At 72.9% G+C, this 12,391-nt stretch carries 11 protein-coding genes and 1 pseudogene; 6 read left to right on the top strand and 6 right to left on the bottom strand.

Features of this window, described 5'->3' with window-relative positions; all coding sequences use genetic code 11:
* The coding region (locus N4P33_RS24820) for a HEAT repeat domain-containing protein (RefSeq protein ID WP_260828963.1) at positions 1-970 on the bottom strand (970 nt) is incomplete at its 3' end.
* 322 nt (positions 971-1,292) lie between these two features.
* A complete protein-coding gene (locus N4P33_RS24815; RefSeq protein ID WP_260828962.1) occupies positions 1,293-1,685 on the bottom strand; it encodes an ankyrin repeat domain-containing protein in 393 nt (130 codons plus the stop codon).
* A 307-nt stretch (positions 1,686-1,992) separates the two neighbouring features.
* Here N4P33_RS24815 and N4P33_RS24810 point away from each other — a divergent pair, with 307 nt between their 5' ends.
* Both N4P33_RS24810 and N4P33_RS24805 read left to right on the top strand, forming a co-directional pair.
* Positions 1,993-2,187: a hypothetical protein gene (locus N4P33_RS24810; RefSeq protein ID WP_167990790.1), complete on the top strand. Its 195-nt coding sequence runs from the start codon at positions 1,993-1,995 to the stop codon at positions 2,185-2,187.
* A gap of 50 nt (positions 2,188-2,237) precedes the next feature.
* Positions 2,238-3,917, top strand: a complete 1,680-nt coding sequence (locus tag N4P33_RS24805) for a hypothetical protein (RefSeq protein WP_260828960.1) — start codon at positions 2,238-2,240, stop codon at positions 3,915-3,917.
* A 34-nt stretch (positions 3,918-3,951) separates the two neighbouring features.
* Here N4P33_RS24805 and N4P33_RS24800 read toward each other — a convergent pair whose 3' ends face one another.
* Positions 3,952-5,460 carry a PLP-dependent aminotransferase family protein gene (locus N4P33_RS24800; protein ID WP_260828959.1) on the bottom strand — a complete coding sequence of 503 codons (1,509 nt, stop codon included), beginning with the start codon at positions 5,458-5,460 and terminating at the stop codon, positions 3,952-3,954.
* Positions 5,461-5,524: 64 nt separating this feature from the next.
* Here N4P33_RS24800 and N4P33_RS24795 point away from each other — a divergent pair, with 64 nt between their 5' ends.
* The 4 genes from N4P33_RS24795 (at position 5,525) to N4P33_RS24780 (ending at position 9,049) form a co-directional block, all read left to right on the top strand.
* A complete protein-coding gene (locus tag N4P33_RS24795) occupies positions 5,525-6,226 on the top strand; it encodes a YitT family protein (RefSeq protein ID WP_260828958.1) in 702 nt (233 codons plus the stop codon).
* Positions 6,223-6,999 (top strand): glycerophosphodiester phosphodiesterase, encoded by a 777-nt coding sequence (locus tag N4P33_RS24790; RefSeq protein WP_260828957.1) that lies wholly within the window; start codon positions 6,223-6,225, stop codon positions 6,997-6,999. The genes N4P33_RS24795 and N4P33_RS24790 overlap by 4 nt, the downstream gene beginning before the upstream one ends.
* 50 nt (positions 7,000-7,049) lie before the next feature.
* Positions 7,050-8,396, top strand: coding sequence for an MFS transporter (locus tag N4P33_RS24785; RefSeq protein WP_260828956.1), 1,347 nt, complete (start codon positions 7,050-7,052; stop codon positions 8,394-8,396).
* 278 nt (positions 8,397-8,674) lie between these two features.
* The gene (locus N4P33_RS24780; protein WP_003977404.1) at positions 8,675-9,049 is read left to right on the top strand and encodes an RNA polymerase-binding protein RbpA; all 375 of its coding nucleotides are present in this window, start codon (positions 8,675-8,677) and stop codon (positions 9,047-9,049) included.
* A 316-nt stretch (positions 9,050-9,365) separates the two neighbouring features.
* On the opposite strand, the gene fxsA is transcribed toward N4P33_RS24780, so the two are convergent.
* From fxsA to N4P33_RS24765, 3 genes and pseudogenes are all read right to left on the bottom strand, one after another.
* Positions 9,366-9,947, bottom strand: a complete 582-nt coding sequence (fxsA, locus tag N4P33_RS24775) for an FxsA family membrane protein (RefSeq protein WP_260828954.1) — start codon at positions 9,945-9,947, stop codon at positions 9,366-9,368.
* 55 nt (positions 9,948-10,002) lie between these two features.
* The gene (locus N4P33_RS24770) at positions 10,003-10,884 is read right to left on the bottom strand and encodes a polyprenol monophosphomannose synthase (RefSeq protein ID WP_260828953.1); all 882 of its coding nucleotides are present in this window, start codon (positions 10,882-10,884) and stop codon (positions 10,003-10,005) included.
* A gap of 495 nt (positions 10,885-11,379) precedes the next feature.
* Positions 11,380-12,276: pseudogene (locus N4P33_RS24765) on the bottom strand (amidohydrolase family protein); the annotation flags it as partial.
* Positions 12,277-12,391 lie beyond the last annotated feature (115 nt).

Raw genomic sequence — 12,391 nt, 5'->3', positions numbered from 1 at the left:
GATCGGGGCGGCCCGCCCACGCGCGTGCCCGGTGCACGGCGGCGAGACTGCGCATGCGTTCGAAGGCGGCGACGGCGGCCTCCACGACGGCCGTCGAACCGGTGGCCACGGCGTGCTCGATCAGGTCGAGCGCGTCGGGGTCGTTGCTGTCGGCGAGATACCGCAGGGCGGTGCACCGGGCTCCCTCGGTGCCGTCCTGGGCGGCCCGGAGGATCTCGGGGCGGTCCTCGGGGCCCGCGACGGCGGTGAGGCAGCGGGCGGCCGGGACGTGGAGCGCGGCGCCCCGTTCGAGGCCCTGCTGGGCCCACTCGAAGACGGCTTGGACGCTCCATCCGGGCCGGGGGCCGGCCGGGCGCATCTGCCGCTGCCAGCGGTCGAAACACCCGGCTTCGTGGGCGGCACGCACGCGCCTGGCGATCCAGGGACGGGGGTCGTCGGCCCACAGCCGCCAGGGCCGGGGTTCGAAGGCGTCGCGCACGGTCGCGGCGAGTTCCGCCTCGCCCTCGGGATCCGCGGGGAACCGGGCGAGCACGGGGGCGGCGAGGGCGCGCAGGCCCGCGTCGTCGTCCCGCAGCGCCAGTTCGTCCAGGGCCCAGGCCCAGTTGGTGCCGTGGGCGGCGTACCTGCGCAACAGCTCGAGGGCGTCCCGCCTGCCGTAGGAGGCGAGGTGGCCGAGGACCGCGAGGGCCAGTCCGGTGCGTGACTCCTCGGTGTCGAGCACGTCCTCGGGGTCGAAGAGGTGGGCCTCGATCGCGTCCAGTTCGCCGTGCAGATCGAGGTAGAGGCGGGCGTAGTACAGGGAGCGGTTCTCCACCTGCCAGTCGTGGCGCGGGTCGCGCAGCACACAGTGGTTCAGCGCCGCGAGTGCCTCGGGGCGCGGGGCGGTGAGCGCGTGCAGCGTGCCGTCGCCGCGACCCCGCTGGAGCAGGCCGAGCAGCGTACCGCTGGGCGCTATGACCGGATCGAACATGGGAAACAGCCTCACATCAAGCGTCGACGCAACCGGGGACGTGCATTACCTGGCCGCGTGACAACACGTCGGGGCGCCCGCCGTTTCCTGCTTGCTGTAGACCATCTTCCTCTGCCTCTCGTCGGTGGCCCATGCGGGCCGCATCACGGCCCGCGCGGTGCGGCAACACCTGCCCAGCCATCGCGTCCGTGAATCACGTCGTCATGATGACCCGGCGGTCACATCTACCGCGACCGATATTTCGGCGGCCCCGTACCGCCTCCCCCGTTTTCCGTGTTGTCGCTGGTCAGAGCACCCTGTCGGCGCTCGGTGCGCGTCCGGCTCAGTGCTCGCCGAACAGGTCGAGCAGCTCCGCCCGGCCGAACATGCGGGCCGTGTCCACGGCCGACGGCGTCCCGGCGGACGGATCGGCTCCGCGCTCCAGGAGGGCCTTGATCACCTCGGTCTCACCCTTGAAGGCGGCCCCCGCGAGGGGCGTCTGACCCCGGTCGTTGATTCGGTCGGCGTCGGCGCCGCGCTCCAGGAGCGCCCGGACCGTCCCGGCGTGGCCGTGGTAGGCGGCGAGCATCACGAGCGAGTCGCCGCGGTCGTTGGTGAGGTTCGCCGGAACGCCCGCGTCGACGTAGGCCACGAGCTCGTCGGTCCGGCCGCCGCGGGCCAGATCGAAGATCTTGGTCGCCAGCTCCACGACCTCGGGGTCGGGGGCTTCAGTCATCGGCCGGACCGCCTCTCACATGCTCTCGGTACTGCGGGGACAGGATGTACGGCCGCGAGCGGTGCGGAGCCGTACGGGTGAATCGCCAGGGTACTGGCTCGTGCGGCACATGACCCGAGGCGTCCGAGGTAAAGATCACCGCAGACCCGACCGGACGCAACCGCCCACGTCAACGAGGCGACACCCGCCTCCACCACGCGAGCGAAAACCATCGAAATGCACCCAGTTGCACCTTTTATCGTATAGACACATGCTGTGAGCCTGGAAGTACTCAGGGTGACTGTCCCCGTGAACCAGGAGAACTCACATGTTCATCTCGATCTCATGCGTGGTGCTGCTCGGCATCGTCGTCTTCATCTTCTTCCGCAAGGACGGACTGAAGCTGTCGCACGCCCTGGTGGCGATGCTGTTCGGCTTCTACCTGGCCAGCACGGCCATCGCCCCCAGCATCAAGGCCGGCGGCGAGAGCCTGGCCAGTCTCCTCGGCGGACTCAGGTTCTGAGGCCGCCGCCCACACCCCCGCCCGCCCGTACGCACCCCTTGGAGGCAGCAGTGGCCCGGCGCCCCCTCCCCCGCATCCTCAGCAACGGCGGCGCACAGCTCGCCCGGAGCCGGGAGCTGGCCCGGACGGCGGCCGACAGCGCCACGGACGTCCTCCACCCGCTGATCACGATCACACGCGGTCTGCGCCGGCTGGCCTCGGCCGGCCGGCGCAGATGGGCCGAGACCCCCAAGGACCGGCGCGGCGCGCTGCTGTTCCTGGTGGCCTCGGTGGTCCTGGTCGTGGCGCTCATGCCGTACGGCCCGCTGCTCGCCGTCATCACCCTGATGGCGGCGGCGGCCTGGCAGGGCCGGGACCGCAGACCGCCGGTGCCGCAAGGGCCCGACGCGTCACACGGCCGGCGCCTCCAATCGCTCTACGAGGCGCTGGTGCCGTACTTCTCGACCCCCGAGGACCCCGAGCCGCTGTACAGCCACGGCGGGGCGTGGAACAAGGCGTTCCCGGAGTACGAGTTCGACGGCGGCGGCCGGATCACCCACCTGGTGATCAGCTACCCCGCCTACTTCACCGACGGGGAGCCGGAGTCCCGGGCCCGGATCGAGCACCTGCTCACCGCGAAGTCCGGGCGCGACCGCGAGTACCACTTCGCGTGGGACGAGCAGGGCAACCAGCTCACGGTCCGCGCCCTCGCCCCCCTGCCCGTCGACATCGCCGCCCAGCGCTTCGTCACGTCCCCCGGCGAGACGGTCCTGGGCTTCACCGACCCCGTCCGGGTGCAGCGGACCCTGCCGCTCACCCATGGGGAGGAACAGCGCGACGTTCCCCCCGTCGTCTGGCGCACCGGCATCCGCTCGACCGAACCGCATCTGCTCGCGCTCGGTCAGCCGGGCAGCGGCACCTCGACCCTGCTGCGCTCCGTCGCGCTGCAGGCGCTCCAGCACGGCGACGTGATGATCATCGACGGCGGCGGCACCGGCGAGTACGCCTGCCTGACCGGGCGGGACGGAGTGCTCGCCGTCGAGTGCGGCCCGGCGGGGGCGCTGGCGAGCCTTCAGTGGGCCGCGCAGGAGACGGAGCGCCGCCTCATCGAGGTCAACCGGGCCCACCAGGCGGGCGACCCTCCGCCGGAGGACACCCGGCGGCCGCTGTGGATCCTGCTGGACCGCCCCACCGTCTTCACGCACCTGGCCGCCACGGACGGCCGTGAGGACCCGCAGGCCCTGCTCCAGATGCCGCTGCGGCACGGCCGCCCGGCGAACGTCACGGTGGTCGTGGCCGATCAGCTCGACAGCCTGGAGACGCTCAGCGAGGCCGTACGGCAGCACACACGCGCGCGTGTCGTCCTCGGCCCGGCGACGGCCGAACAGCTGGAGGCCGTCCTCGGCGCCCCGCCGCCCAGCACACCGGTCGACCAGGTCCCCGCGGGCCGGGGCTACGCGCGCCTCGGCACGGGCCCGGTGCACCGCCTCCAGGTGCCGGCCACGCCGAACCCGTACGACGACGCCACCGGCGAGGCCCACCGGCAGGCCGTCCTGGACCTGCTGCCGCCGCGCACGACCCCGGCGGACGAGGAGCGGCCGGCGCCGGATCAGGAGAACACGGCGGAACCCACCACACCGGCGCAGGTACGCCTGGACAAGGTTCCGGCGGAACGGGCCCCGGACAAGGACGAGACGGACACGGAAGAGCCCGACGTCTCCAGGGAAGCGGCCGTCGCGGAGTCCACCTAGGAGCTGTCGGCCCCAGGCGCACGCAGGCCCTCCCCTACGCCACGAACGTCCGCAGCGGCTCGGCTCCCGAGGTGCCGCCCGTCTCCACGAGACGGGCCGCCGCGGCCAGACGGGCCGCCGCCTCCTCCGCGACCGCGCCGCCCACGGTGAACGGCAGGCGGACGTAGCCCTCGAAGGCACCGTCGACGCCGAAGCGCGGGCCGGAGGGGACCCGGACGCCGACGCGTTCGCCCGCCTCGGCGAGCCGTGAGCCCGACAGGCCCCCCGTGCGCACCCACAGGGTGAGCCCGCCCCGGGGCACCTCGAACTCCCAGTCCGGCAGCTCCCGCCGCACGGCGGCCACCAGCGCGTCCCGGTTCTCGCGGGCCTGGGCGCGCCGCACCTCGACGGCCTGCTCCCAGCCGCCCGTGCCGAACAGCCAGTGCACGGCCAGCTGCTCCAGCACCGGCGTGCCCAGATCGGCGTACGCGCGCGCGGCGACCAGGCTTCGGATCACGTCTGGGGCCGCCCGCACCCAGCCGATGCGCATCCCGGCCCAGAAGGCCTTGCTCGCCGAGCCGACCGTGATGACCGTCGACCCGGCCGGATCGAAGGCGCAGACGGGGCGGGGCATCGCGCTCTCCCCGAGGTCCGGGTCGAGCCACAGCTCGCTCATCGTCTCGTCGGCGACCAGCACCGTCCCCGCCGAGCGGGCCGCGTCCACCAGGCGGCGGCGCTGGTCGTCGTCGGCGAGCGCACCGGTCGGGTTGTGGAAGTCGGCTACGACGTACGCGATCCGGGGCGCGGCCTCCCGCAGCACCTGCCGCCAGCGGTCCATGTCCCAGCCCGCGAGGCCCTCCGCCATGGCCACGGGAACCAGGCGGGCGCCGGCCTCCCGCATCAGCTGCAGGATGTTGGCGTACGACGGCGACTCCACGGCGATGCGCTCGCCCCGGCCGCCGAAGAGATGGCAGATGGCGTCGATGGCGCCCATCGCGCCGGTCGTCACCATGATCTGCTCGGGCATCGTCGGGATCCCGCGCGCGGTGTAGCGCTCGGCGATCATCGAGCGCAGCGCGGGCAGCCCGGCGGGATAGTCGCCGTGGGTGTGCGCGTACGGCGGCAGTTCCTCCAGCGCGCCCTGCACGGCGCGGGTCAGCCAGGGTTCGGGCGCGGGCAGGGCGGCGCAGCCGAGGTCGATCAGCGAGCCGAGCGCCTCCGGCGGCAGCGGTTCGAGTCCGCGGGCGGGCACCGGGTTCCCGGCCGGTACCGCGGTCCAGCTGCCCGCGCCACGCCGGGACTCCAGGAAGCCCTCGCTGCGCAGTGCCTCGTAGGCGGCGGCGACGGTGGTGCGGCTGACGGACAGGGACAGGGCCAGTTCGCGTTCGGCGGGCAGCCGCGCGGCGACCGGCACGCGCCCTTCGAGCACCAGCAGCCGGATGCCGTCGGCGAGCGCGCGGTAGGCGGGCGGACGCCGGGTGCCGGGGCCGGCCGGGCGCTCCTGCTGGGACTTGAGCAGCCGGGCGAGCTGTGCGGCGCCCACCGCCGAGGTCCACTGCACCATGAGAATCAGTCCACCTTCCCCGGATTGGCCATGGATGGCATCTCGGTCCACGCCACAGGGTGTCATGCATCGGTCCACTTCCACCACAGGGGGGCATCACGTGTCCAGCCACTCGTCCCGGCCCGGGCATCTCGCACGACGGCTGTTCCAGCTGTACGCCGGTCTGGCGCTGTACGGCGCGAGCTCGGCGCTCTTGGTCAGGTCGGGGCTGGGTCTCGAGCCCTGGAACGTGCTGCACCAGGGCCTGTCCGAGCGCACGGGCCTGTCGATGGGCCTGGTGCTGACGATCGTGGGCGCGACGGTGCTGCTGCTGTGGATCCCGCTGCGCCAGCGGCCGGGCCTCGGCACCGTCTCCAACGTCCTGGTGATCGGCGCGGCGATGGACGCCACGCTGGCGGTGGTGCCGGACGCGCACGGGCTGCCCGCGCGGGTGGCGTTCATGGTCGCGGGCATCGTGCTGAACGGCGCGGCCACCGGGCTGTACATCGCGGCACGCTTCGGTCCGGGCCCGCGCGACGGGCTGATGACCGGGCTGCACCAGCGCACGGGCGTCTCGATCCGCGTGGTCCGTACGGCCATCGAGATCACGGTCGTGGCCACCGGCTTCATCCTCGGCGGCACCGTCGGCGTCGGCACGCTGCTCTACGCGGTGGCGATCGGCCCGCTCGCCCAGCTGTTCCTGCGGGTGTTCGCCGTCCCCTCGGCATCCGACGGCAGCACGGTCGTTGCCACCGGGCAACCGCGGGGAGCGATACTGCGTCCGTGACCTCGCCGATACGCCAGCCCCGCCATCCCTATCTCGACCATCCGGGCCCGATCGCCTTCGCCCACCGGGGCGGGGCGGCGGACGGCCTGGAGAACACCGTGCGCCAGTTCCGGTGCGCCGTCGAGGCGGGCTACCGGTACATCGAGACCGACGTCCACGCCACCCGCGACGGACGGCTCGTCGCCTTCCACGACGCCACCCTGGACCGGGTGACCGACGGGGCAGGGCGGATCGCCGACCTGCCGTGGCGGGACGTGGCGCACGCGCGCGTGGCGGGCGGGGAGCCGGTACCGCTGTTCGAGGAGCTGCTGGAGACGTTCCCCGAGGTGCGCTGGAACGTCGACGTGAAGGCCGAGCCCGCCCTGCTGCCGTTCCTGGACCTGGTCGAGCGCACCGGCGCCTGGGACCGGATCTGCCTCGGCTCGTTCTCGGAGGCACGCGTGGTGCGCGCCCAGCGGCTGGCCGGGCCCCGGCTCGCCACCTCGTACGGCACCCGGGGCGTGCTGAATCTGCGGCTGCGCTCCTGGGGGCTTCCGGCGGCGGTGCGCCGATCCGCGGTCGCCGCCCAGGTGCCCGAGGTGCAGTCGGGCATCCAGGTGGTGGACCACCGCTTCGTGCGCGCCGCCCACGCGCTCGGGCTCCAGGTGCATGTGTGGACGGTCAACGAACCCGAGCGGATGCACCGGCTCCTGGACCTGGGAGTGGATGGCATCATGACCGATCACATCGACACACTGCGCAAGGTCATGGAGGACCGCGGCATCTGGGTCTGAGCCCCGGTCCCCGGCCCCCGAAGCGCGTTCACGGGGAAGCGAGGGGCAGGGTGGGCACCGACACCGTGCGGTCACCGGCGCCGGACGAGGCGGCCGGCCGGCGGCGCGAGCAGCGCGGCTGGTACTTCTACGACTGGGCGTGCTCCGTGTACTCCACGAGCGTGCTCACCGTGTTCCTGGGGCCCTATCTGACGACGGTGGCCGAGTCCGCTGCGGACGCGGACGGGTTCGTCCACCCCCTGGGCATCCCGGTGCGCGCGGGTTCCTTCTTCGCGTACTCCGTGTCCCTGTCGGTGATCGTGGCGGTGCTGGCGATGCCGCTGGTGGGTGCCGCCGCCGACCGCAGCGGGCGCAAGAAGCCGCTGCTCGCGGCCGCCGCGTACACGGGCGCCGCGGCCACGGCGGGCATGTTCTTCCTCGACGGCGACCGCTATCTGCTCGGCGGCCTGCTCCTGGTGGTGGCGAACGCCGCGCAGTCCGTGGCGATGATGCTCTACAACTCCTATCTGCCGCAGATCGCCCCGCCCGAGGAGCGCGACGCGGTCTCCTCCCGCGGCTGGGCCTTCGGCTACGCGGCGGGCGCGCTGGTGCTCGTCGCGAACCTGATCCTCTACACGCGCCATGACGCCTTCGGGGTGTCCGAGGGCACGGCCGTACGCATCTGCCTGGCGTCGGCCGGTCTGTGGTGGGGCGCCTTCACACTGGTGCCGCTGCGGCGGCTGCGCGACCGCCGTGCCCCCGCGCGGGAGGCGGCCCTGCCGGGCTTCCGGCAGATCGCGGCCACGATCCGCGACATGCGCCGTCATCCGCTGACCCTCGCCTTCCTGCTGGCCTATCTGGTCTACAACGACGGCATCCAGACGGTGATCTCCCAGGCCTCCGTCTACGGCTCGAAGGAGCTGGGGCTCGGCCAGTCGACGCTGATCGTCGCCGTGCTGCTGGTGCAGGTGCTGGCGGTGGCGGGCGCCCTGGCGCTGGGCCGATTGGCCCGGCGGTACGGCGCGAAGCGCACGATCCTCGGCTCGCTGGTGGCCTGGACGCTGACCCTGGCGGCCGGCTACTTCCTCCCGGCGGGCGCGCCGGTGTGGTTCTTCGTGCTGGCCGCCGGGATCGGCCTGGTGCTCGGCGGCAGCCAGGCGCTGTCCCGCTCGCTGTTCTCCCACCTGGTCCCGCCGGGCAAGGAGGCCGAGTACTTCGCGGCGTACGAGGTGAGCGACCGGGGCATGAGCTGGCTGGGGCCGCTGCTGTTCGGCCTCACCTACCAGCTCACCGGCAGCTACCGGGACGCGATCGTCTCGCTGGTCGGGTTCTTCGTGCTGGGATTCGTGCTGCTGGCGCGGGTCCCGGTGCGGCGTGCGATCGCCGACGCGGGCAACCCGGTTCCCGAGCGGATTTAGCACTCGGAGCGAAAGGGCTGTAGTGTACGCGTTTGGCCTGCCAGGCGTACCGTTACTGCGCGTCAAAGATGCCGAAACGCTGGGTCACATCTGCCCACAGAGGTGACAAACCGGACGTCGGGGGGTACTGCACTGGTTGACAAGGCTGCGGCTACGACGGCGACGCATGACCCGGAACGGGACTCGGGACGGGAATCTTTACCGCCGCCCGGACGTTGACCGGATGACGACGACAGCGACACCTGTCCTGTGGGCGACAAGCCCGGGAGGCACGATTCATGAGTGAGCGAGCTCTTCGCGGCACGCGCCTCGTGGTGACCAGCTACGAGACGGACCGCGGCATCGACCTGGCCCCGCGCCAGGCCGTGGAGTACGCATGCGAGAAGGGGCACCGCTTCGAGATGCCCTTCTCGGTCGAGGCGGAGATCCCGCCGGAGTGGGAGTGCAAGGTCTGCGGTGCCCAGGCACTCCTCGTGGACGGCGACGGCCCTGAGGAGAAGAAGGCCAAGCCCGCGCGTACGCATTGGGACATGCTGATGGAGCGGCGCACCCGAGAGGAGCTCGAAGAGGTCCTCGAGGAGCGTCTGGCAGTTCTGCGTTCCGGCGCGATGAACATCGCAGTTCATCCCCGGGACAGCCGGAAGTCCGCGTGATCCCTGCGGGGGCTTGAACGCAGACCCGCGTACAGCCGTAACAGGACCGGGGGCGCCGTACGGGTTTCGTACGGCGCCCCCGGTCCTGTGCGTCTGCTCCCGTCGGCCGTGGGCTCCGGGGCGGCTGGCGCGTCAGCGGGCTAGGCCCTGTCGTCAAATTCCCGTCGTCCGCCCGAAGGGCGGGCCTGGCGGCGTCAGGTGCGTGCTCTCGGCGTGCCGGGCGTCGACCGGCGTAGTGGTTGTACGTGGTCGGCGCCCGGTGCGGCGAGAGTGCCTGCATGGCGTCGCCAGGCAGGCGGGAATTTGACGACAGGGCCTAGCGGGTCAGCGGCGGCCGGGGGTCCTGCGGGGTGTCCCCCGGGGTCTGCCCCGGCTCCTCGCGGATGACCTCGCCCTGGACGACCTTGCCATCGGGGCGGTGGATGCGGGCCTGCTGGAAGGCATCGCCCAGGCTGCCCTGCGCCGCCTCGCGCAGCTTGCGGTCGAAGGTGCGCTCGGCGTAGCGGCTCACGCCCTTCTGGACCGGAGGCAGGAGCAGCAGCAGACCCAGCGCGTCCGACACCAGGCCCGGAATGATCAGCAGCAGACCGCCGAGCATCATCAGGCCGTTGCCCTCGCTGTTGGTCCGGCCCGGCGGCACGGCGCCGGCCTGCTGCTGTTGCAGCGTCTCGCTGAGGTTCCTGAAGGCCCGCCGCCCGGCCCGCTTGATGACGACCGACCCGAGCACCAGGCCCGCGACCAGGAGCAGGAAGACCACCAGCCCGCTCGACGCCCCGGCGACGAGGCTGAGCAGCCAGATCTCCAGCACCAGCCAGGCGGCCACGCCCAGCGGCAGGAACGTCCGCAGGCGGGAACGCCTCGGCCGGGCGGGATAGGGGGTCTGAGCGCCAGTCGTCATGCATCCAGTGTGCCTGGCCCCGGCTCAGCGCGGGATAAGCGGCCCGGCCAGGCGATCAGCTCTCGGTGCGGGCCGGCTCGTCACCCTTGTCCTCGCCGCGCTCGCCCCTGGCAGGCCGGCTCTCGCCGCGGCTGCCCTCAGCGCGCTTGTCCTCGCCGCGTCCCAGTACCTTGCCGACGCGTTCCGTCACGCCCCACGCGGTGACTCGCCACAGCGCCTCGACGAGGATGTCGCGGCTCATCTTGGAGTCGCCGAGCTCCCGCTCCACGAAGGTGATGGGCACCTCGACCACGTGGAAGCCGGCCTTGACCGCGCGGCGGGCGAGGTCGACCTGGAAGCAGTAGCCCTGGGAGGCCACGTCGTCCAGGCCCAGGCCCTTTAGGGTCTCGCGGCGGAACGCGCGGAAGCCGCCGGTGATGTCGCGCAGCGGCAGATCGAGCGCCATGCGCGAGTACAGGCTGCCCCCGCGTGAGATGAACTCACGGGACTTGGGCCAGTTGACCACCCGCCCTCCGGGCACCCAGCGGGAGCCGAGCACCAGGTCGGCACCTTTGAGCGCGGTCAGCAGCCGGGGCAGTTCCTCGGGCTGGTGGGAGCCGTCGGCGTCCATCTCGACCAGGACGCCGTAGCCGTGCTCCATGCCCCAGCGGAAGCCCGCGAGATAGGCGGCGCCCAGGCCCTCCTTGCCCTTGCGGTGCAGCACCTGGACCTGCTGGTCCTCGGCGGCCAGTTCGTCGGCGAGCTTGCCGGTGCCGTCGGGGCTGTTGTCGTCGGCGACGAGGACGTGCGCCTCGGGCACGGCCTTGCGCACCCGGCCGACGATCGCCTTGATGTTCTCCGCCTCGTTGTAGGTCGGGATGATCACCAAGGCCGTGCCCAGCGGGCCGAACCGCCTCCCCTGGGCGTCCGACTCCAGGGTCCCGTCGCCGTCGTTCACTGCTGCCCCTTCATGTCCTGTCCGCAGGGTCCCACCATAGTGGTCACGGCCTGCGATGACGTGACAGGACGTTCATATGTGCCGCTGTACCGCGGCGGATGGGGGCCCGGCGCCCTTCGGGCCGGCCCGGGACCCGCCGGCTGCGGATCGACCTGAAGCCGTTGTCTACTGAGCGCCCGGGCCCCACCCGGGGTCGCACCTCCCCGACCGGCCGGAACGTTCCCTCGTGGCCGCGCCGACGCTGAGCCTGGCTCCCAGTGGCGGTGCCCCGGTGCGGCACACCGTCCCTGACCCAGCGGCGCCGCCACGCGTGGCGGAAGTTCCCCGGTCGGGCGTCCGGTGGTGGACCCGGCCGAACCTACCGGCCTCGCTCCGCCGCCTGTCAACAGTCGTTTGACCTGCGTAATGTGGTGCAAATGCCTGGTCAGCGCGGAGGATGCGCAGGTCGCGCGACGGGGGCGCGGCGCATGATCGTCACCGCGCCGCACGCGCAGATCACTCGCCCGGCCGTACGTACACCGTGTGCCCGCCGACCACCGTGCGCAGGCAGACCGGCAGGTCACGGCCCGGGGTGAGGTCGGGCAGCCCGGGGGTGCCGGAGCGCGGGTCGGTGGACCAGCGGGCCACCCGGTCGTCGGGGGCCTGGACGAGGAGTTCGCCGGTGCGCCAGACGGCGTAGTCGGCGGGCGCGCCCGGCACCAGGACGCCCGCGTCGTCCCGCCCCACCGCCCGCCAGCCGCCACGCGTGTGCGCGGTGAACGCGGCGCGCACGGAGACGCGGTGCTCCGGGGTGCGGTGGAAGGCGGCGGCCCGGACGGTGCCCCACGGATCGAGCGGGGTGACGGGGCTGTCGGAGCCGAAGGCGAGCGGGACGCCGGCCCGCAGCAGGGCGGCGAAGGGGTTGAGGGTGCGGGCCCGCTCGGCGCCGAGACGCCGGGCGTACATGCCGTCCTCGCCGCCCCACAGGGCGTCGAAGGCGGGCTGCACGGAGGCGGTGAGGCCGAGTTCGGCGAAGGCGGCGACGGTCTCCTCGGTGAGCATCTCGGCGTGCTCGATCCGGTGCCGGGCGGCCCGGAGGCGGGCGAGGCCCAGCTTGTCGGCGGCGGCCCGCATCCCCTCGAGGACGGTGCTCACCGCCGCGTCGCCGATGGCGTGGAAGCCCGCCTGGAGGCCGGCCTCGGTGCAGTCGACGACATGCGCTGCGACGGCGGCGGCGTCCAGGTGGGCGGTGCCGGTGTGCGGGGCGTCGGCGTACGGCTCGTGCAGGCAGGCGGTGTGCGAGCCGAGGGCGCCGTCGGCGAACAGGTCGCCCGCGGCGCCGATCGCGCCCAGCTCGCGGGCCTTGGCGACGTCCCGCTCCGCCCAGTAGCCGATGACGCGCGGAACTACCTCTACACCCCCATGACGGCGACGGACCCGGGCACGCTGGTACGGGCCTGCTTCCGGCCCGCGCACCGCTCACCGCGGGAGTGCTTCGAGGCCACCGTCCGCTGAGGCCGGGCGACCG

Origin of the sequence: Streptomyces sp. 15-116A (genome assembly GCF_025290915.1) — a bacterium.
In the GTDB taxonomy this organism is placed as follows: domain Bacteria; phylum Actinomycetota; class Actinomycetes; order Streptomycetales; family Streptomycetaceae; genus Streptomyces.
Note: the sequence above shows the minus strand (reverse complement) of the source record. Positions and strands in the feature narration are given on the sequence as shown.